This is a genomic window from Paenibacillus sp. S-38, from assembly GCF_049942825.1.
In the GTDB taxonomy this organism is placed as follows: Bacteria; Bacillota; Bacilli; order Paenibacillales; family NBRC-103111; genus Paenibacillus_G.
Genome location: NZ_CP187970.1, coordinates 1,993,830 through 2,012,483, shown reverse-complemented (window position 1 = coordinate 2,012,483; position 18,654 = coordinate 1,993,830). Strand labels below are relative to the sequence as shown.

Below are 18,654 nucleotides of genomic sequence, written 5' to 3'. Positions count from 1 at the left end.
ATAAAGGTCGCTTCCAAAAACGAACTGCTTCGCTGAGCATCCTTGCGTACAATGCTCGCAGATTCATTTTTGCGCTCCGTTATGCTTCGCATAAAGGTCGCTTTCAAAAACGAGCTGCTTCGCTGGGCAAGCCGTTACGCCCGCCTACCCCTCAGTCCGCTCCTTCGTCGGGTCGCAGCCCGGCGGCTTCACTTCCGCGGTCTCCGACAGCTTGACGAGGTAGTAGCACTCTTCCCGGGCCATGTGGTCGGCCATGAGGGGCGTGAGCGTGCCGAGCGCTTCCTTGCTCAGCCGCATCTCCTCCAGCTCGCTGAGGAACTGCCGGAAGAGCACCATCTCAAGCTCCACTTCCTTGTTGAGCCGGGCCAGCGCCGGGAACTCCTTGAGCCGGGTGCGCATATAGCCCGCCAGCTCTACGGCCTTCAAGTAATAATCGCGAAAGTGCTTGTCGAACGTCTTGGCCATGTCGATCAGCTTCGTCTCCGCCATATCCATCTCGCCGGCGATGGAGGAGACGTGCCCATAGGCATCCTGCAGCCAGACGAGGTGATGGTGCAGCTCTCCCCACACGGGAGCCGGGCGGCCGGCAGACAAATAGCTCAGCACCCGCAGGTACTCCTCCATCTCGTTGACCATGTGGTTCAAAAAAGACGGCGTGAGGCTCAGGCCGATCCGGCCCGTCAAATGCCGCTCCAGCAGGTGCAGCTTGAACGCCCTCAGCTCCTGTGCCGCCCGGCCCGCCTCCCGCGTCAGCTCCAGCAGCGCATCTTCGGCCAGCTGCCCGCGGGCCTGTGCCAGCAGATCATCCATCAGGCGGATGAATCCCTCCGCCCGCTCGAGCTCCACCTTCTCGTCTGCCGACAGCCCTCCCTTGATGAACCGGGCATGGTCCCCCAGCACCTGCAGCCAGAACCGGTGCTCGAAGAGCGCCGATCTTACGAATCCGCTCCCTTTCATACCAGCCTCCGCTCCCCTCCACATGGAGTGTATTAGTCAGAAGCATGATATGCACAAAAGCCCAGAGTGTGTCTGGGCTTGGAGGAAACCTGAGCAGGCTGCACCATAATCGATGCCAGGGTCAAAAAAAGCCCTAAATGTCCAGACCAGGCCAATTTATCATAGTGTGTGGCTAATCGCGATCATTCTTCATTTTATGTGTCATCTTTTCAGAACGGCCCCTACTCGCCGTCACCTGCCGGTTTGAGCAGAAGCAGCAGCTCCCGAATCGCCGGAGCGAGCTTATCGTTATCGTTCATTATCGCGGTGAAGATAGGCATGGCCTCCTTTAGCAGCAAATAACTGAAGGAATAATAGCTGAGAAATGCCTTTTTGTCATAACCCGGCGGCTCCTCTTCTTCCCACAGCAGTTCATCTTCGTCCTCGTCCTCCGGCCATAAGTACTTTTCATCCAGGAGCTCGTTCATCGTTCCAACCGTATCTTGCGAATCGATTGGATCCACGGTTATAGCTGCAGCTACAGACAAGTACAACTGAACCTCCTTCGAAGAGACCTTATCCGGTTTCTGTTTGGCAAGTTCCTGCAGGAGAATGAGCAGAGCCCATGGCGTCGCCTGCCACAAGGTGCTTTGGTGCTCGATTCGATTGGCGATTTCCTCATACTGCCCCATCTCCATGAGCTGCGGAATGTCAGTCCCTCTTCCGTAGGCGGTAGTCAGCCGCTGCCATGGAACACGGTTTGTCGTTTGGGCCAAAAGGTTCATTTCCATCTCCTCCTTTACCCGTTCATGATCTCATTACTTCATCAGTAATTGCGCGCTGCATCGAACCAGCCTTGAGCCATCTCCTCTGTTATGGGCTCGCCAATCATGTGATCGGACTGGCTGAGCTGCCATACTGCTTCGCCGAGGTCCTCTCTCTCGGTGGTTTCGATGCCTTTGAGGGTATTGAAGTGCATGGTGAAAGCGGTAATAGCTGCCTCGGCATCGGAAAAGCTGCGGGCCTGTGCCAAGGCGGCTTGAGCCACGTTGTAGGCTTCGTTAGCCAGCTTGGCCAGACGTTTGGGCCAGGACGAGAACGGGCGGCCAAATTCGGTCGTCCACCACTCGGGCTTTCGCAATTGGCTCACTGCTGCATGGTCGGTCCACGGGCGGGTTTTAGCGCGTGTTTTCATTTGCTGCTTAAGGCGCTTGCCCGCGGTCTCTTCCACATTGTATGCAATCAATCGGTCAAGCAGCGGCCACGCGTTCAAGGGCGGCAAGTCCTCCAGATCCGGCATGAAGCGCAGCTCCAGATTCGTTAACCGGGCTTGATGAGCCAACAAGCCTATATCGCAGAAGTTCCCCCACAAACTCAGTGAGGTAAGGTTTGGGAACCGGTCCAGGCAGTCCAGGGAGATGGGCTGTCCCAGCGGCGCGTTATGCAGCGTCAGGCTCGTCACCTGGTGCAATTCACTTAGATCGGGCAGCCTTAAAGGAGGATCCGTCTTGCGTCGGCTGGTGCGCGGCGCTAGTGTCAGAGAAGACGGCATACCACCGGTGGCCGAGAAGCGGGATAGATCGCCGGACACGTTCAGGCGAAAGGGCCTCTTCGGAAGCTGTAAGCACAGACGCCCTCCGGAATGGCCCAGATTGATATGCAAGCCATGCAAAATGGATTGGCTGGCGTCCGCCACCGTATCCGCAGACAGGACAGGAGTCCACGTCATCTCTTCAATGGGCCGCTTCCGTGCCCATTCCAGGAAGCCCGCGTCACTGCCTGTATAGTGCACATATCGCGGCCAGGGCGAGCCCGACGGCGTGAGAAAGGCATCTAATGCGGTCCAATCGATGCGTGCGTCGGGCGCGACGTGAAGGTCCGCTTTTTTCCCCAAGTGCGGCGGTCCGATGGATAGGCTGCCCACACCGGGCTCAATGACAAGAGTATGGCTGTGAGGCCCCGTCAGGTCGATGGGATAACGACCGGCTTCACTAACAGAAGCAGGAGGGCGAGCATGGTTATCATTTGGCACTTCCGTCATCCTTTCTGCTGCCCTTGGTGCTTAGGAAGGAGAGGATATTCCCAGCTGCTCCACATAATATCGATGGGCCATTTCCACAATGCGATCCTGATCTTCCCAGAATCTCTGATCAAGCTTATCCAGCATTTCCGTCTCTTTCTCGGTAAGAAATTTTGGAATATCCCAGAGTTGGGTGAGGCGGTGGTCATCCGATAAATGCTCGATACAGGCATATCCGGATTGGACAACATCGAGCGCATGGACCGCTCCGATGGCTTGTAATGCCCGTACCGCGCAGATATATGCTTCTTCTCCCCCATTGCAAAAAAACTGCAGAAACCCTCCGTTATATACATCGGCTTCCAAGATCCACAGGGCGGCAATCTCTTGTTCCTGCGGGGTAAGTGTGTCCCAGCCCGAAGCATTCTTTTTCTGCACAAAGGCTTCGGCAAAATCGCCCCATATGTCACGGATATCCATAGTACTCAAGTTATACTCCTCCTTCATGCCGAAGCCTTTATAGCAAATCTCTTCATAGCGATCCTCGCCGCCGCCTTTTGCGAGCCCGGATTTATGGGCAGCTGCTTATATTGTAAATTATTCATTTCGCGGACCACAATTTAAAAAATTTCTAGTGGAGAGCAGGACATGCGCAAAAGCCCAGAGTGTGTCTGGGCTTGGAGGAAACGTATGAGCTTTGTTATCGGTGGATCGGCAGCCCGATTCCTTCGGCGAAATCTACGAGCTTGCGGCGGTCTTCACGCGGCAATCCAGATAATCAAACAGCGGCAGGAACACGTCGTTGTTCGCTTCGCAGCGGACGGACAGCTTGACTTCCCCGCGCCAGTAGAAATTAATGATCTGTCTGCTCCGGCCCTTGACCATCTCTACATCCCAATGCGGCGACGTCAGTTCGTACACATCCCGGTTAATGAACATTTTGGGCCCTTCATTGGACAAAAACACACCCACAAAGTCCTTGCCAACCTTCGTATAAAATCCTTTTCTGCTCATAATGCTGCGTCCCTGCTCCTGCACCATTCCTGTCCACTCCTTCATTCATATAACGCCCGTTCTCCCAAAATTCAAAAGGACTCCCCTGGGCACGGGAGCCTGATCTATCGGCATCTGTCCCTGCAGGCCGGCGGACCGGACGATCCTGACACCCTCGGGCGCCGGACTCTCCACCGTTCCTGTGCCCCATTCGGGCCGCTTCGGCAGCAAAACTCGGAATTTGTCTGATTATGCTAAAGAATCCACCTCTAAGAATAAGAGATACCGGGCACCCGGTATATAGTTCTAAATACCCAATTTTTCATATTTGCATCACAATGAGGCCCATCCCATACGGACGGTACGTCAGGCGCAAGGAAGAGGAGCGGCAGAGCCCCCTTCAGGGAAAAGCAAAAAGAACCCGCCCTAATGCGACGGGTCCTTCTGCGGCACATCGGCTAAGCGCTCTTAGTGCAGTTCTTCCTTCAGACGGATCAGATAAAGTTCCGTGGGCACATCCTTGACCTGCAGCTTCCCCTGCTCATCGTAGCCGGCAACGCCGAAGTCATTGTCGTTCACCACAGCCAGCGTGTTCTTATCCACGACAGCCAGCCCTTCCAGCTTCTCGTACGGATAGCCGAGCTGCGCCACATCCGCGATGAGCTCCTTGGCCACAGGCACGATGCCCTTCTCCCGGATCTCCGAGAGACTCATGGCCTCCAGCTTCGCGCTGTGCTCGGTCCCGAGCAGATTCGTCGCTTGGGAGAAATCCGCACGGTAAATGCGCTTGATCTGGGCCTCCTCGCCCGCATTCTTGTCCCGCTCGTCCACCAGCACGACACTGGAGCTCAGCGCGGACAGATCGCTGATCACGACATCCTTCTGTTTGACATTCTTGAACGATTCCGCTTTCTCGGCGACATAGAGGTACTCGCCGACGACCTTCTTCGAAGCAAGCTCGAGCTTCAGGATGCGGAGGGCACGGGAGGCCTCCCCCGTTTTCTTGTCCGGTACGGCCATCGGGCTCTGGATCGAGGTGAACAGATACTTGCCGTCCGGCGAGATGCTCACCCCTTCGAAGCCCCGGTTCGCAATCCGCTTGGCGTATACGGCAGGAAGAATATCATAGATCTCCGTCTGTGCCCCCGCCTCTTCGAGCATGGCCTTCATCCCTTCGGGCACGAAGCGGCCGAGAATCGTACCGTCACGCGTCACCTGCACGAGCGAAGGGCGGTATTCATCGGACAGCCAGAACGTATCGTCCGCCGGGCTGTAGGCGATCCCTTCGAGATCGAGCCCGTCCGGATCATAGGCCAGCTGCTTCGTGCCGCTCACATCGTACGGCACTTCGTCCGGGCCATCCGCGTTAGGCAGCCCCGTTATCTCCGCCGATCCCGTCACCTTGTCCGTATGGCCGGCCGGCAGGTGAAGCTTGATGGTCTCCAGCACCTGAATCTCGCCGCCGGATGCCTTCATTTTATAGATCCGCGGCACAAAACCGGCATCCGGGAACGTACGAAGCTTGTCCTTGCCGAATTCGCCGTTCGGCCCCCGGTCCGCCAGCGTATAGAACGTGTCCTCCGGATCGCCCGGCAGATGCAGGAGGCCCGAGAATCCCCCTTCCTTCAGCTTGCCGGACAGCGTGCCCGGCGTCTTCCACGTATGTACCGCCGCGATCTCCGGCTTGTCCTTCAAGCGGATGGCGCCGTTCCATTCATCCCACTCCACCTGCTTGCCCAGTGCTTCTCCTAGTGAACGCAGCGGAACGTAGGTGCTGCCGTCAATGACGACCGGGTCTTTCTCCAAGGCGACCTGCTGCCCGCCCGACCAGATCCCGAACTTCACGGCAGCCGCATGCAGCCCCTCCTCCGCCGCATCCGCCCCCTGTGCGGCCAGCAGCGATAACGCTGCGAGCGACACCATCATCCATTTTGCTCTGCTTCCTGTCTGCTTCATCTTCATGACCCTCCGTCAAGGTTACTTGTCGAACGCACGGCTCGAACTCACTGCACTCCAGCATAAATCCGCAATGTTTCGACAATGTAAAGGGGATATGAAGATAACATAAAGATTCACAATCCGTCCGTACAAAGCAAAAAGGCCCCTCCCTCCGGTCAGGGAGGAAAAGGGGCTCAGTGAATCGGAAGGCTGACCTTCCTGTAGGGTGCTGTACGGTTCATGCGCTCAGGATTTCTTTATATACTTGGCGGCCTTCTCGATCGCCTCATCCTCGGTCTTGCCGGTGACGTACCGGCCGTTCACGAAGATGAACGCGAAGCGGGAGCACGGACCGCAGTAGGATTTGCACCCCACCTTGATCTCGGCGTCCGGCGCCAGCTTCTGCAGCTTCGGAAGCGCGGTCTTCATGCGCATGTGCTTGCATTTGTCGCAAACCCGGATATCATTGGCCATGCGGGCATTCCTTTCTATTCCAAGCACGGTCCTTCTTAGTGGTCGCCGTGGTTGCCTTTGCTCGGATTCGTTACGGCGAAGCCCTCTTCAGGAACATAAAAATAATCGATCCGGATGCCGTCCAGGAGAGGCTCGTCCTTCTTCAGGATCACGTCGATGCCCTTGTCCGTCGATACGACTACGTCGTCTTCGGTCGGTGTATCCATCGCCATGCCGTAGTGGGCATGGTCGCCGTGGGAGTGCGTGATGTAGACGCGGAGCTTAAGTTCTTTATTTTCTTCCTGCTGCAGTTCGGTCTGAAGCACTTTAGCGGCGTTGCGCGAAATTTTGACGTTCATTATGAGGTCCAACTCCTACTTGTACGTTTTTCAATTCATTGTACGCAATCGGTGCCGGGAAAGCAACCATTGTCCTATGGAATGCGTAAACAAAAGGGAGGCTTCCGCCGCTTTTTCCCAGCTCCCCCTTATTTGCCATTTGAAGGCTTCTGAACTACTATGGAAAGTAACGGGCGGATCCAGCCATTAGTATCGATCGGTTACCTGCTTACCCCGGGGTAACGGGCTGCCCCCAATCCAGCGAAAGTGAGGCTGATGAGGAAATGACCTTACACGAAAGTAAAACGGCTTCCGCCAAAGAAGCCAGCAGTTACATACCGAAGAGCCCCGTGAACGTGGAATGCTCCATTGAAAAGGCCTTGGATGTTATCGGAGGCAAGTGGTCATTTCTGGTCATCCGTGAATTATTCTGCGGCAAAAAACGCTTCGGCGAGCTGCAGCGCTCCATTCAATCCGTGTCCCCCAAATCCCTGACCGATACGCTGCGCCACCTCGAGGAATACGGTGTGCTGGAACGCACCGCTTATCCGACCGTTCCCGTAACCGTCGAATATTCGCTGACCCCGAAGGGCGAAGACCTGCACCAGATGATCAAAGAAATGAAGGTGTGGGCCGCCAAGTGGTGCTGACCCGATCCGCTAATCCGAGGTGACCTAGACGCATGATCTCTTTTTACCGCAAATATTACAAAACGGCGATCGACATCGGCCTGCTCGTCCTGACCGTCTACCTGTTCATGTCCGCCTTCAGCTATATGTACCGGATCGCCACCCCGATCTTCATGGCCTTCGTCATCTATCTCATCATCGAGCCGCTGGCCCGGGCCCTGCACCGCAAGGGAATGAAGAAATCGATCGCCTCCGCGCTGTCCACGCTGGTCTTCGTGCTTGTGATCTTAAGCGCCCTGACGGGCATCGGAGCCATATTCACTTCCCAGATCATCAACCTGAAGGACAAGCTGCCGGAGTACGCCGCGGTCATGGAACGGGAGATCATCGAACGGACCGACCAGCTGCAGGAGCGGCTCGGACCGCTTCCGACGCAGGACATCATCAACCGCGTCAAGGAGTACTCGACCGAGATCACAACGAAGGTGACGCAGATTGCCCGGAACTTCCTGACAAGCACGTTCACCATGCTCACCTCCTTCTCCACCTTCATTGTCAATTTCGTCATCGGGATCATACTCGCCTACTTCCTCAGCATCGAGATCCAATCATGGAAGCGGGCGGCCGCCGAAAAAACGCCGAGGACCTTCCTGAAGGTGTTCCACTTTCTGAGGGAAAACGTCCTGATGGGCATCGCAACCTACTTGAAAGCGCAGGCGAAACTCATCACCATCACCTTCGTGGTCATCTTCGTCTCCCTGCTCATTCTTGGGGTCAACAACGCCTTCTCCGTGGCACTGCTTGCGGCCATCTTCGATGTGCTCCCGCTGCTCGGCGTGGCGACACTCTTCATCCCCTGGATCATCTACCTGCTTATCGTGAAGCAGACGACACTCGCCATCTCGCTGGCTGTGCTCCTTCTGGTCGTCGTGGGAGTCCGGCAGATTCTCGAGCCTAAGATTACCGGCGATTCGCTCGGCGTTTCGGCCTTCACCATGCTGTCGTTCATGATCATCTCGCTCTCCCTCTTCGGTGTGGCGGGCTTGATCCTGTCTCCGGTGCTCATCATCCTGATCAAAGCCCTCTATGAGCAGGGCTATCTCAAACGCTGGATCCGCATGCCCGATGAGGAATACGAGCCGGAACGCCCGAACCCGCTGTAAAAAAGAAGGATGGGCCGCATCCAGCGGCGACGACAAAAAGGAGGACCTTTAGGGGGTCCTCCTATTTACCATGTACGGCTCTACGGCTCCTCGGATGGGCCGTGGGCCGTGGGCCGCAGACGGCATTACGCACTTTCACGGAAGCAGCTGCCCTCCGTTATCCGTTCAGCTAGCTGGGGCCTACCGTGAACGGGGCCGTGTATTCTGAGCTGATTGCGCCGCGTCCCCTTCGGTCCGCACGCCGAACAGCCGCACGAGGGCATCCACAGAAGATTACAGGTACCGCTCCGCCCGCTCTGTGAACCAGTTCATGAGAAGCAGCGTAACGGCCACATCGTCCACCGGCAGGAAATTCAACAGATCCGGTGCAATCCAGTACACGAGCACCGGGACGGCGAAGAGCAGCTTCTCCCTCAGCGGGACTCTCGGAGAGCGGAGAAGCGGGACGATCCGGCGGAAGACATGTCCCCACCGGCGCATCGATAACAATCGGTTCCACATCACACTAACCTCCTTGATCTGTGGGCTGGTTCATCGCTTGGACTCCAGCCTCTCCAGTATACCGGACTCCCCCGGGTATTCCGAGCAGGCTCCCCGTTCTTGAACAGGCTTCCTGATACAGATTACGTTCCCGGGCCCATTCCGTTTCACTGCGGCCTCCCCGCCAGCCTGCGGTAGTCCCCCGGCGTCATTCCCTTGTGCTCCCGGAACACACGGCTGAACGTCTGGAAGGAACCGAACCCGGCCTCCAGCGCAATATCGAGCGTCCGCATATCGGTGGAAGCCAGCAGCGAGCAGGCATGCCGGAGCCTCACCTCCTGCACGAGCTTGCTGAACGGCACTCCGGCCTGCCGCTTGATCGCCTCGCTGAGCTGGGAGGGGCGGTAGCCGAACCGCTCCGCCAGGGTCCCCAGCTGCAGCTCCTCCCTGTAGTGCGAATGGATATAGTGGATGACCCGCCAGACGTCCGCGCCGCCCGAGGACACCATCCCCGCGGAATCCGGCAGAGCTCCGCCTTTGCCCGCCCGAGCCCGCTGCAGGCGCAGCAGAACCTCAGCCAGCTTTAGCCTCAGCAGGAAGTCTCTCCCTACACCGCCGCCCCGGTATTCCTCCAGCATCTCCCGCACCAGCGCTTCCATCCGGCTGCGCTCCTCCCCATTCAGCTTGACGTGGGGAGCCTGCTCCGCTTCACTGAACAGCAGGGCCGACAGCGAATCCTGTTCCCGGAAGGCAGGCAGCAGGAGACTTAGGTCGAACATGCAGTTGAAGAGCCGCAGGCTCCCCCCTGGCAGGGCGCAGAGCTCATGCACCTGATACGGCAGCAGGAAGGTAAAGACCCCGGGCTCCATCGCATGGGTTCTTCCATTGACCGTCTCGGTGCCTTCGCCCCCGATCACCAGGGAGAACTCCAGGAAGTCGTGACGGTGAGCCGGGAAGCGGCCCCGGATCTCGTTAAGGGAGATGTGCAGAGGCAGCCCTGCCTCAATGAACGGATAATCCGCCAAGTGCTTGCTTTCGGGAAACACGGTCACCTGCCCCACCTCCTGTTCCGCGCAGCGCGATAGAATGAGACCTTTTTCAGATATTCTGAGATGGTCCGTGCCTTCTTCTATTTTATCATGGAAGCGTATCCTATTTACTATCCCCTAAAAGGAGACCGACCGATGACGATCCCCCTGATCGGCCCGCTGACTTCCGCGAAGATCATGCGGCGCCACCCGGCCAATCCGGTTCTGAAGCCCTCCGATGTGCCCTACGGGCCGGCCCTCGTCTTCAATGCCGGCGTGACCAAGTTTCAAGGCCGCTATGTCATGGTATTCCGCTGTGATTATGGCGATGCCGAAGCGCAAACCCTGCTGCCCAGCCATACGACGAATCTCGGACTCGCCTTCAGCGATGACGGGATCCGTTGGGACATCCGACCCGGACCGTGCTTCGGCCTGACGGGCGGGGAGATCATCCGCACGTATGATCCCCGGCTGACGGTCATTGACGGCCGCTGCTACATGTGCTTCGCGGTGGATACGAAGCACGGCATCCGGGGAGGCATCGCGGTCACCGACGACTTCGAGCGCTTCGAGGTGCTGAGCATGTCGGTGCCGGATAACCGGAATATGGTGCTCTTCCCCGAGCGGATCGGCGGCCGTTATGTCCGCCTCGAGCGTCCCATGCCTGTGTACAGCCGGGGCCGAGACCGGTTCGACATCTGGGTCTGCGATTCCCCCGATCTGAAATATTGGGGGAACGCGAAGCTGCTGCTGGGCGTCGAGGACCTGCCGTATGCCAATGACAAGATCGGCCCCGGAGCACCGCCGGTGAAGACAGCCAAAGGCTGGCTGACCGCCATCCACAGCGTGGATATCGACCCGTCCCGGGGAAAGAACGGCTGGGAACCCGCCTGGAAGAAGCGGTACTGCGCCGGGCTCGCCCTCCTCGACCTCGAAGACCCTAGCCGCGTCGTCGGGCTGTACCGGGAGCCGCTGCTCGCGCCGGAGGCTCCGTATGAGGCGGAAGAGGGCTTCCGCACCCAGGTCATCTTCCCCGGCGGCATGGTGCTCGAGGATGACGGCGAGGTCAAGATCTACTACGGCGCCGCCGATACGGTGGAGTGCGTAGCGACCGCCCACGTCGACGACCTGGTGAAGCTCTGCCTTGAGGGGGGGCCGAAGGGGTAGCTTCTCTTATTCATATTTGTATTTTATTACAGCAAGGATAAAAACACAGTGAGCCGCCTTCCCCTGACAGGGAAAGGCGGCTCACTTCGCTGCCATGACAAGGCCTACAGCCTCAAGCCTTCCAGCATGAGCGGCAGCAGCTCGTCGTAAATGCGCGGGAATTGGGACAGCGGAAGCGGGTTCACGCCGAAGCCCGCTTCGATCGTGAAGCCGGGCCTGCGGAACTCCTGGATGAACCAGTCCTTGTAGCCGGCATCGCTGCCGGTCAGCTTCACCGCACGGTAACCGCTGCAAAGCGCGAGCCGTTCCGCAAGCGCTTCGGCCTCCGGCGGCTCCAGGCCGCGGTAATTCCAGTAGAGCTCCCGGCCCTGCGTGTGGAAGGCCATCACCAGGGCCAGCGGCCGGCTGCGTGTGAACGCGGCCATGGCCGCCGCCTCCGGCTCCGTCAGCGGTGCCCCTCCCGTGTAATCCCGCGGGCCGGGGCCGGGCACGGCACGCCGGTCGCGCTCCTCCTCCCAGTGGGCCGGGAACTGATCGTTGAGATCGACTCCGCGGATATTGGCCTTCCAGCCCGAGAAGTCGCAGGAGCCGCCATTGCTCTTCAGCAGCTCGCTGTGGTAAGGATGCTCCGGCGGAGCTCCGCGCAGCACGAGCTCCACGCCGTCCGGGTTAACCATGGGGACAAGCCACAGGGTCGTGGCTTCGAACAGCTGCCGCATATCCCGCCCCAGCAGCGGCAGAGAATTCTCATAAGCTCCCGCATACGCCTCCAGGAAGCGCATGAGCAGCAGGGAGGTGATCCATTCGTTGCCATGGAACGAAGCGTTATAATGCACTTCCCTCGGCCCCCGGCCCACCCGCACCAGCGGAATGTCCCGGCCCATCACGCTGGCGCCGAGCGAAGTGATCTCAAGGAAAGGATACAGCCTGCCAAGGTGCGACAGGTCTTCCATCAACTCCGTATAACCGTAAGGTCTTGTGCAGTCCACTACGGATACAGGCCCCGCATAGGGAATAATCAGTGTTTGTCCGATCCGCAGCCGCCGGGGGTCCACCTCCGGATTGGAGGCCGTAAGCTCCTCCACCGTCAGCCGGAAGCGGGCCGCCACGGCGGCAAACGTATCTCCCGCCTGAACCGAGTACCGGTTCAACGGGCGGATGGGAATTTGGATCACTTGGCCCGGGGACAGCGTTCCCCCCTCGCCAAGCTGCGGGTTCGCCCCGCAGAGCGAGGCCGGGTCTGTCCCGTACCTCGCGGAGATCCGCCCAAGCGTATCTCCGCGCCGCACCACATAAGGAAACGTCATGCTGCAGCCCTCCTGCACCGCCGAATACCGGCGGTCATTTGACAAGCCTGCCAGGTGTCATGGCTTCCTAATGTGTATGCGCTCCGGTCAAATAATATTCGGCACGCGCCAGACGACCGGCGTCACCCGGATTTGTTCGTTCAGCCAAGTCTGCGCAATGGATTTAAACATCCGTGGATCCCCGCTGCAAAAGAACTGGTGCACAGGAATGGACCCCGTACTGGCCAGCAGGCCTTTATGATAGAGTATCGTACTGATTTCTCTGGCCGTCTCGTCCGCCGAAGAGATCAGGGTCACCTCCGGCCCCATCACTTCCCCGATCACCTCGGTCAGGAAGGGATAATGGGTGCAGCCAAGAATGAGGCAGTCCATAGGAATGCGGCGCAGCTCTCTCAGCGAGTCTTCGACAACACGGCGCGTGTGCTCCGTGCGAAACTCGCCCTTCTCGACGAGCGGCACAAAGGACGGACAAGCCCGGCTCACGACTTCGATCTGCGGTGCGATCTGGCGCAGCGCCTGTTCGTAAGCATGGCTTCGGATCGTTCCTTCCGTCCCGATGACCCCCACCATTTGATTTCGTGTTGTCTTAATGGCCGCCCTAGCGCCGGGATGGATCACCCCGATGACCGGAATGGGAACCCGGGCGCGAATCTCCTCCAGAGCGACGGCGGTTGCCGTATTGCAGGCAATCACGATCATTTTGGGCCTGAACTGCAGCAGATAATCGACAATTTGATGCGTGAAGCGGGCCACTTCCTCGGCATCTCTCGGACCATAAGGCGTTCGCGCCGTATCGCCGAAATAGATGATTTTTTCTTGGGGGAGCTGCCGCATGACTTCCTTCGCAACGGTCAAACCGCCGACCCCTGAATCCAATATGGCAATCGCTTGCTGCACGTGGGTTTCGCTTCCTTTATCTTGGAGTGTGATAACCTTCGGTGAATTCTCCTTAGTTTATGAGAGGAGAGGAAGAAAGGTACCAAACCTGCGCGGTTGTCCGCCTCAGGCTTATTCATAGTACCAAAGCCCGGCACAAATGAAAACCCGCTGCGGCTGACAGCGGGATGAGAAGACGATGACGCGGATTATGGGGAAGCAGGCGGTTTGATGTCGGTCAGCAGTGCGAACTCGTAGCCGGCCCCCCGCACCTCTTTGATAATGCGGTCGAGCGCCTGGATATTCTCCGGCGAGCCCTGGTGCATCAGGATGATGTTGCCGTCATGCAAATTATTCATAATGTCGTTATACGGATCCTCCGCACCGTTCTTGCGCGGCTCCCAGTCCCGCATCGCGGTGGACCAGAACACCGAGGTATAGCCCATGTCCGAGACGGTCTTCAGGATATGCATGTTATACCGGCCGTAAGGAAAGCGGAAGTAGGGCTGGATGTTCTCCCCCGTCACTTCCTTGTACAGCTTCTCGTAATCCCGGATTTCCTTTACGATCTGCTCGTCGGTCTGTTCGTTCATATCGGTATGCGTCATCGTGTGGTTGGCCACCAGGTGGCCGTCTTTCACGAGCTGGCGCACGAAGTCCGGATCTTTCTTCACATTATATCCTGCGATAAAAAAGTTCGCCTTGGCCTTGTTATCCCGCAGCGACTTCAGCAGCAGTTTTGTGTCGCCGAGCGGGCCTCCGGTGTCGATCGTCAGGTACACCTTCTTGCCGGTGCCGACCCACAGCGCCTTGGTCCCTTCGGGATACGTCTTCGTCTCCCCCGGGAAGCTCGGTACCTGGCCCTTCGACTTCTTCATGTAATACCACGAGAGCGCCTTGCGGTCTCCGGTTCCCTGGGCGGGCGCCGGCTTCGCAGCTGCGCTTCCCACTGCCGCAGCCGCCGGATTGCGCGGAGCGGGCGAAGTGCTCTTCTCGCCGTCCGCGGACTTGGCGGCTGCGGCGGTTTTGCCGGCATCGGCAGGCTTCGCGCCGCCGTTGTCCGCCGGCTTGGATGCGGACGCGGCGGCTCCATCGGCGCCTGCGGCGGCGTCCTTCGGCTGGGGCTGGGCCGCACCCGTGCCGCTCTTGGCGTTGGCGGCCGGCTTGGCCTCTTCTGCAGGCTGCGGCGCCGTTTCCTTGGCCGATGGCTGCTTCGCCTCCTTCGGCTGGTTCCCTTCTTGGGCGGTCTCCCCCGCAGCGATCGGTGTCTTGGCGGGCTCCGGCTGTGCGGCATCCTCTACTTTGACGCTGCACCCTGCGAGCAGGGCCCCGAGCGCTGCGGTCAGCATGATCATTCTGGCGGTAGGATTCATCTCAGCTCTCCTTTATCCATGATGCTGACATTCGCCGTTCGTCACCGGAAGAGCGAATTGACGTTCGCGTCCATTGTACCAAAGCCTTCCTGCATCTGGCAATCGAGGCAGGGCAAGCCGGGTGGCTGCCCGCACACAAACAGCCGTCCTCCCACATCCCATAAGGATGCAGAGAGAACGGCTGTATTTGAACAATGGGTCGGTTCCAGACCGCCGGCAGGATCAATCCCCCGTTGCGCCGAACCGCACCCGGCCGCTTACTGGAACTTCGGCAGCCAGCTCCCGTGCGCCTCGATCAGATCGTCGCACAGCGCGACGATGTCGTCGATCGACAGCTCGGCGGCCGTATGCGGATCGAGCAGCGCCGCGTGGTAGATATGCTCCTTCTTGCCGGTGAACGCCGCCTCCAGCGTCAGCAGCTGCGTGTTGATGTTCGTGCGGTTAAGCGCGGCCAGCTGCGGCGGCAGATCCCCGACATAGGTCGGCGTTACGCCGCTTGCATCCACGAGACACGGCACCTCGACGCAGGCTTCCTTCGGCAGATTCGTGATGAGGCCGGTGTTCATGACGTTGCCGCCGATTTTGAAGGGCTGGTTCGTCACCATCGCCTCAAAGATATAGGAAGCGTATTCATGAGAACGCTTGTGCTCGAGATGCTTGCTGCCCACGAGCTCTTCGCGCATCGTCTTCCACCGTTCGATCTGCTCCACGCAGCGGCGCGGATATTCATCCAGCGGAATGTTGAAGCGGTCGATCAGCTCCGGATAGTTCTTTTTGATGAAGTAAGGGTGGTATTCCGCATTATGCTCGGAGGACTCGGTGACGTAGTAGCCGAAGCGATGCATGAGCTCGAAGCGTACCATATCGTGGTGCTTCTCCTTCTGCTTCTCGAGGGCACGGCGTTTGATCTCCGGATAGAGGTCGACGCCGTCCTTGGTCACCTCGAGCAGCCAGGCCATGTGGTTGATACCCGCAATCTTCGTCTGCACGCCGTCCTTGTCCATACCGAGCGAATCGAACAGGTGCGGCATGCATACCTGCACGCTGTGGCAGAGGCCTACCGTCTTGATGCCCCCATGCGTGATCATCGCGTTCGTCAGCACGGCCATCGGGTTCGTGTAGTTGAGGAACCAGGCGTCCGGGCACACCTCCTGCATGTCCCGGGCAAAATCCATCATCACCGGAATCGTGCGAAGGTTGCGGAAAATGCCCCCGATGCCCAGCGTATCGGCAATCGTCTGCCGGAGCCCGTATTTCTTCGGAATCTCGAAGTCGGTGATCGTGCAGGGGTCGTAGCCCCCGACCTGGATCGCGTTGACGACGAACTTCGCTCCACGCAATGCCTCCTTGCGGTCCGAATACGCTTTCACAACACAGCCGCTGCCGGAACCGGCTTTCAGGTTGTTCAGCATGTTCTCCGAATCCTTCAGCCGCTCCCCGTCAATATCGAACAGCGCGAGCTCGAACTCCTGCAGCGCCGGCGTCAGCATAACGTCGCCCAGCACATTCTTCGCGAATACGGTGCTCCCCGCACCAAGGAAAGTAATTTTGTCAGCCACTGTACATCCGCCTCCCAAGCGTTTGGATATGGAATGTTTTGCCTAAGAAGACTATACTCCCCCGCCTGGGAAAACGGTATGGACACATGCGATATGTATATGGACGAATGTCGTTTGGGATTAGTCCCGGTCGGCCGCCCACAGCAGCAGCTGGATGATCGTAATCAGCGCGAAAGCGATCAGCGCCAAGAACGGGATCGTGATGAAACCGAGCCAGTCGATATAATCGACATCGCATGGCACCAGGCCGCAGGCCGTCGCTCCCGATTTGAACAATTCCGTCTTCTGCATGAGGTAGTGATACAGCGAGATGCCCCCGCCCCAGATCGACATCGGCAGCACGTAATGGTACAAATGTCGTTCCTTGCGAACGGCCGCTATGGCCAGTATAATCACGAGAGGATACATCAGGATCCGCTGGAACCAACAGAGCCTGCAGGGCTCATAGTGCATAATCTCCGAAAAATACAAGCTGCCCAGCGTCGCCGTCAAGGCGACCATCCAAGATAAATGCATGGCATTTTCGCGTATAAACGGCTTCCATCTCATAAGGCTTTTGTCTCTCCCTTCATGATTCCCATCATAACAGAACCTCCGGAGGTGTGTCATCATGGCCGAGAAGCTGCATTCGGTAGCGATCAACCCGGCCCCCGGCAAAGGCGAAATGGCCGTCCTGTTCTGCGGCCATGCCGAAACCCTGCCCCTGCACAAAGCGGGGCCTCAGGTTCTCGACTACCATCTGGTTCATCTCGTCACCTCGGGCAAGGGAACCTTCCGCTGTAAGGGGCGGGATTACCGGCTCGGTCCCGGGGACAGCTTCTTCATCTTCCCGGAGGAGCTGGTCGCCTACGCCTCGGATGAGGCCGAGCCCTGGAACTACCGCTGGATCGCCTTCAACGGCTCTCGGGTGAACGAGTCTCTGAGCGAACTCGGCATTTCGCAGCATCACCCCGTGACCCGCTCCAGGGACTTCCGGCGGCTCGGCGCCCTCTTCCATAAGATGGAGCGGACGCTGGCTTCCGGCCGGCCCGGCAGTGACCTGCAGGCCGGAGGGTATCTGCGGCTGGTGCTCGCCGAATACGCGCAGGAAGCGGCGGCGGCGGCGCCTCCGGTCGCTGAAGGCTCCATCATCCAGCAGCAGGTGGAGCAGGCGATCCGCTGGCTGACGCTGCAGTACTATCAGCCGATCTCCATCGAGCACATGGCAAAGACGCTCGGCTATCACCGGACCCACCTGTCCAAAATGTTCAAGCAGCACACCGGCATGTCCCCCATGCAGTTCCTCCTTCAGGTTCGCATGGAGCGGGCGAAGCGTCTGCTGCACGAGAGGCTGACGATCGAGCAGGTTGCTTCCTCCGTCGGTTTTGCCGATGCGCTGTACTTCTCCAAACAGTTTAAGAAGTGGTATGGAGTCTCCCCATCCGACTATCGGAGCAGTCAAGCGGCCTCGCCGGTGTGAGAGGCTGCTGTAGTGGACAGGCCGGGCCAGATTCAGCCCGGGTCCGTCACGGAGCCGTTGAATCGGAGTGTATCCGGCTCTTCCGCTTCATCGAAACCGTTAGGGAAACTCTGTTTAGTGACGCGCTGTTTCTCCAGCCGCCCCAGCGGGTAAGGCGGCATTAGGCTTGGTTACTCTCCCGCCCTGAGTCCATCTTGTGCAAGATTGTTCCCAGGCTGCTGAGCCGATGCCCCCAAGCCAAGACTTCCTGCTGCCAATCCGCCACTTAAAAGGAGGCACCGCCGCACATGACAAAACACTTGCGCATCCTGCCTCTGCTGCTCCTATTCTTCGGTGCATTATTCGGCGCGCTTGCGCCGACGACCGGCGTCATCTATGCGCTGAGCTGTGCCGTGCAGCCCTCCGCTCCTGAAGAATATGACCGAAGCACCCTCGTCTTCCGCGGCATTGCCGAAGAGAAGTCCGGAGACGAAACCTTCACCTTCCGCACCGTGCACACCTGGAAAGGACCGGACGAGCAGCAGTTCGAGGTGAGGGTAAGCTCGTGGATTCCTATCACCCTCGGCGACGAGTACCTCGTCTATGCGGCGGAGGCGGACCGCGTCCTTACCGCACACCTTTGCGGCCGTACGGGTCTCTGGTCCGCCGCGACCGAAGACCGCGTGTTCCTGCCCGCGCCGCTGCATACCTTCGACCCGGCGGCCGAGACGCCAATGTCATCCCTAGCGCGGACGCTGCTCGGAGCGTCGCTGGTCATTGCGCTGCTGGTCGTACTTCGCGTGTACAGCCTGCGCAGCAGGAAGAAGCGTACGAAGCGCTGAGCAGGGTAGCGGGGCTCGGAGCACGACCCGGCGCTCAGGCAGCCTCTCCGGCGAGGCAGGTGAGGTATGTCGGTGGGTGAGCCACCTACCGGTATGGCAAGCTTCGTCTGCCGG

Annotated in this window: 21 protein-coding genes; 5 read left to right on the top strand and 16 right to left on the bottom strand. The window is 58.8% G+C overall.

What is annotated here, in order from left to right:
• Window positions 1–144 precede the first annotated feature (144 nt).
• The 9 genes from ACP26L_RS09585 to ACP26L_RS09545 all read right to left on the bottom strand — a co-directional run bounded on the left by ACP26L_RS09585 (window position 145) and on the right by ACP26L_RS09545 (window position 6,699).
• A complete protein-coding gene (locus ACP26L_RS09585) occupies window positions 145–957 on the bottom strand; it encodes a DUF2935 domain-containing protein (RefSeq protein ID WP_426452299.1) in 813 nt (270 codons plus the stop codon).
• Window positions 958–1,178: 221 nt separating this feature from the next.
• Complete coding sequence (locus tag ACP26L_RS09580) at window positions 1,179–1,721, bottom strand: hypothetical protein (RefSeq protein ID WP_426452298.1); 543 nt, start codon at window positions 1,719–1,721, stop codon at window positions 1,179–1,181.
• A 41-nt stretch (window positions 1,722–1,762) separates the two neighbouring features.
• Complete coding sequence (locus ACP26L_RS09575) at window positions 1,763–2,977, bottom strand: hypothetical protein (protein WP_426452297.1); 1,215 nt, start codon at window positions 2,975–2,977, stop codon at window positions 1,763–1,765.
• A 21-nt stretch (window positions 2,978–2,998) separates the two neighbouring features.
• Entirely contained in the window at window positions 2,999–3,445 is a 447-nt protein-coding gene (locus ACP26L_RS09570) for a DMP19 family protein (RefSeq protein WP_426452295.1), read from the bottom strand.
• A gap of 249 nt (window positions 3,446–3,694) precedes the next feature.
• Complete coding sequence (locus ACP26L_RS09565) at window positions 3,695–4,015, bottom strand: hypothetical protein (RefSeq protein ID WP_426452294.1); 321 nt, start codon at window positions 4,013–4,015, stop codon at window positions 3,695–3,697.
• On the bottom strand, window positions 4,016–4,180 hold the full coding sequence (locus ACP26L_RS09560; RefSeq protein ID WP_426452292.1) for a hypothetical protein: 165 nt from the start codon (window positions 4,178–4,180) through the stop codon (window positions 4,016–4,018). It lies immediately after the preceding gene.
• A 237-nt stretch (window positions 4,181–4,417) separates the two neighbouring features.
• Window positions 4,418–5,905, bottom strand: a complete 1,488-nt coding sequence (locus tag ACP26L_RS09555) for an esterase-like activity of phytase family protein (RefSeq protein ID WP_426452290.1) — start codon at window positions 5,903–5,905, stop codon at window positions 4,418–4,420.
• A gap of 228 nt (window positions 5,906–6,133) precedes the next feature.
• Window positions 6,134–6,361, bottom strand: a complete 228-nt coding sequence (locus tag ACP26L_RS09550) for a DUF1450 domain-containing protein (RefSeq protein ID WP_013915289.1) — start codon at window positions 6,359–6,361, stop codon at window positions 6,134–6,136.
• A gap of 35 nt (window positions 6,362–6,396) precedes the next feature.
• The gene (locus ACP26L_RS09545) at window positions 6,397–6,699 is read right to left on the bottom strand and encodes a HesB/IscA family protein (protein WP_013915288.1); all 303 of its coding nucleotides are present in this window, start codon (window positions 6,697–6,699) and stop codon (window positions 6,397–6,399) included.
• 263 nt (window positions 6,700–6,962) lie between these two features.
• On the opposite strand from ACP26L_RS09545, the gene ACP26L_RS09540 reads away from it, so the two are divergent.
• Complete coding sequence (locus tag ACP26L_RS09540; protein ID WP_426452288.1) at window positions 6,963–7,328, top strand: winged helix-turn-helix transcriptional regulator; 366 nt, start codon at window positions 6,963–6,965, stop codon at window positions 7,326–7,328.
• Window positions 7,329–7,360: 32 nt separating this feature from the next.
• Window positions 7,361–8,470, top strand: a complete 1,110-nt coding sequence (gene ytvI / locus ACP26L_RS09535; RefSeq protein WP_426452286.1) for a sporulation integral membrane protein YtvI — start codon at window positions 7,361–7,363, stop codon at window positions 8,468–8,470.
• A gap of 273 nt (window positions 8,471–8,743) precedes the next feature.
• Here the strand turns inward: ytvI and ACP26L_RS09530 are convergent, their stop codons facing one another.
• On the bottom strand, window positions 8,744–8,971 hold the full coding sequence (locus ACP26L_RS09530; protein WP_426452285.1) for a hypothetical protein: 228 nt from the start codon (window positions 8,969–8,971) through the stop codon (window positions 8,744–8,746).
• Between the two features lie 146 nt (window positions 8,972–9,117).
• Window positions 9,118–10,002: an AraC family transcriptional regulator gene (locus tag ACP26L_RS09525; protein ID WP_426452283.1), complete on the bottom strand. Its 885-nt coding sequence runs from the start codon at window positions 10,000–10,002 to the stop codon at window positions 9,118–9,120.
• A gap of 132 nt (window positions 10,003–10,134) precedes the next feature.
• Between ACP26L_RS09525 and ACP26L_RS09520 the strand changes: the two genes are divergently transcribed.
• The gene (locus tag ACP26L_RS09520; protein WP_426452281.1) at window positions 10,135–11,145 is read left to right on the top strand and encodes a glycoside hydrolase family 130 protein; all 1,011 of its coding nucleotides are present in this window, start codon (window positions 10,135–10,137) and stop codon (window positions 11,143–11,145) included.
• 104 nt (window positions 11,146–11,249) lie between these two features.
• Here ACP26L_RS09520 and ACP26L_RS09515 read toward each other — a convergent pair whose 3' ends face one another.
• The 5 genes from ACP26L_RS09515 to ACP26L_RS09495 form a co-directional block, all read right to left on the bottom strand.
• A complete protein-coding gene (locus ACP26L_RS09515; protein ID WP_426452279.1) occupies window positions 11,250–12,452 on the bottom strand; it encodes a M14 family zinc carboxypeptidase in 1,203 nt (400 codons plus the stop codon).
• Window positions 12,453–12,539: 87 nt separating this feature from the next.
• Window positions 12,540–13,349: a glutamate racemase gene (gene racE, locus ACP26L_RS09510; protein WP_426452277.1), complete on the bottom strand. Its 810-nt coding sequence runs from the start codon at window positions 13,347–13,349 to the stop codon at window positions 12,540–12,542.
• A gap of 188 nt (window positions 13,350–13,537) precedes the next feature.
• Window positions 13,538–14,701, bottom strand: coding sequence for a polysaccharide deacetylase family protein (locus tag ACP26L_RS09505; protein ID WP_426452275.1), 1,164 nt, complete (start codon window positions 14,699–14,701; stop codon window positions 13,538–13,540).
• Between the two features lie 257 nt (window positions 14,702–14,958).
• Window positions 14,959–16,260: an alpha-glucosidase/alpha-galactosidase gene (locus tag ACP26L_RS09500; protein WP_426452274.1), complete on the bottom strand. Its 1,302-nt coding sequence runs from the start codon at window positions 16,258–16,260 to the stop codon at window positions 14,959–14,961.
• Window positions 16,261–16,380: 120 nt separating this feature from the next.
• Entirely contained in the window at window positions 16,381–16,809 is a 429-nt protein-coding gene (locus tag ACP26L_RS09495) for a disulfide oxidoreductase (RefSeq protein ID WP_426452272.1), read from the bottom strand.
• 61 nt (window positions 16,810–16,870) lie between these two features.
• On the opposite strand from ACP26L_RS09495, the gene ACP26L_RS09490 reads away from it, so the two are divergent.
• Both ACP26L_RS09490 and ACP26L_RS09485 read left to right on the top strand, forming a co-directional pair.
• The gene (locus ACP26L_RS09490) at window positions 16,871–17,719 is read left to right on the top strand and encodes an AraC family transcriptional regulator (RefSeq protein ID WP_426452271.1); all 849 of its coding nucleotides are present in this window, start codon (window positions 16,871–16,873) and stop codon (window positions 17,717–17,719) included.
• Between the two features lie 287 nt (window positions 17,720–18,006).
• On the top strand, window positions 18,007–18,540 hold the full coding sequence (locus tag ACP26L_RS09485) for a hypothetical protein (protein WP_426452270.1): 534 nt from the start codon (window positions 18,007–18,009) through the stop codon (window positions 18,538–18,540).
• Window positions 18,541–18,654 lie beyond the last annotated feature (114 nt).

Coding starts and splice junctions, on each gene's coding strand:
- ACP26L_RS09585 (WP_426452299.1), bottom strand. CDS start 957: ATGAAAGGGAGCGGATTCGTAAGATCGGCGCTCTTCGAGCACCGGTTC.
- ACP26L_RS09520 (WP_426452281.1), top strand. CDS start 10,135: ATGACGATCCCCCTGATCGGCCCGCTGACTTCCGCGAAGATCATGCGG.
- ytvI (WP_426452286.1), top strand. CDS start 7,361: ATGATCTCTTTTTACCGCAAATATTACAAAACGGCGATCGACATCGGC.
- ACP26L_RS09555 (WP_426452290.1), bottom strand. CDS start 5,905: ATGAAGCAGACAGGAAGCAGAGCAAAATGGATGATGGTGTCGCTCGCA.
- ACP26L_RS09495 (WP_426452272.1), bottom strand. CDS start 16,809: ATGAGATGGAAGCCGTTTATACGCGAAAATGCCATGCATTTATCTTGG.
- ACP26L_RS09540 (WP_426452288.1), top strand. CDS start 6,963: ATGACCTTACACGAAAGTAAAACGGCTTCCGCCAAAGAAGCCAGCAGT.
- ACP26L_RS09545 (WP_013915288.1), bottom strand. CDS start 6,699: ATGAACGTCAAAATTTCGCGCAACGCCGCTAAAGTGCTTCAGACCGAA.
- ACP26L_RS09485 (WP_426452270.1), top strand. CDS start 18,007: ATGACAAAACACTTGCGCATCCTGCCTCTGCTGCTCCTATTCTTCGGT.
- ACP26L_RS09575 (WP_426452297.1), bottom strand. CDS start 2,977: ATGACGGAAGTGCCAAATGATAACCATGCTCGCCCTCCTGCTTCTGTT.
- ACP26L_RS09565 (WP_426452294.1), bottom strand. CDS start 4,015: ATGAAGGAGTGGACAGGAATGGTGCAGGAGCAGGGACGCAGCATTATG.
- ACP26L_RS09580 (WP_426452298.1), bottom strand. CDS start 1,721: ATGAACCTTTTGGCCCAAACGACAAACCGTGTTCCATGGCAGCGGCTG.
- ACP26L_RS09515 (WP_426452279.1), bottom strand. CDS start 12,452: ATGACGTTTCCTTATGTGGTGCGGCGCGGAGATACGCTTGGGCGGATC.
- ACP26L_RS09490 (WP_426452271.1), top strand. CDS start 16,871: ATGGCCGAGAAGCTGCATTCGGTAGCGATCAACCCGGCCCCCGGCAAA.
- ACP26L_RS09550 (WP_013915289.1), bottom strand. CDS start 6,361: ATGGCCAATGATATCCGGGTTTGCGACAAATGCAAGCACATGCGCATG.
- ACP26L_RS09505 (WP_426452275.1), bottom strand. CDS start 14,701: ATGAATCCTACCGCCAGAATGATCATGCTGACCGCAGCGCTCGGGGCC.
- ACP26L_RS09530 (WP_426452285.1), bottom strand. CDS start 8,971: ATGTGGAACCGATTGTTATCGATGCGCCGGTGGGGACATGTCTTCCGC.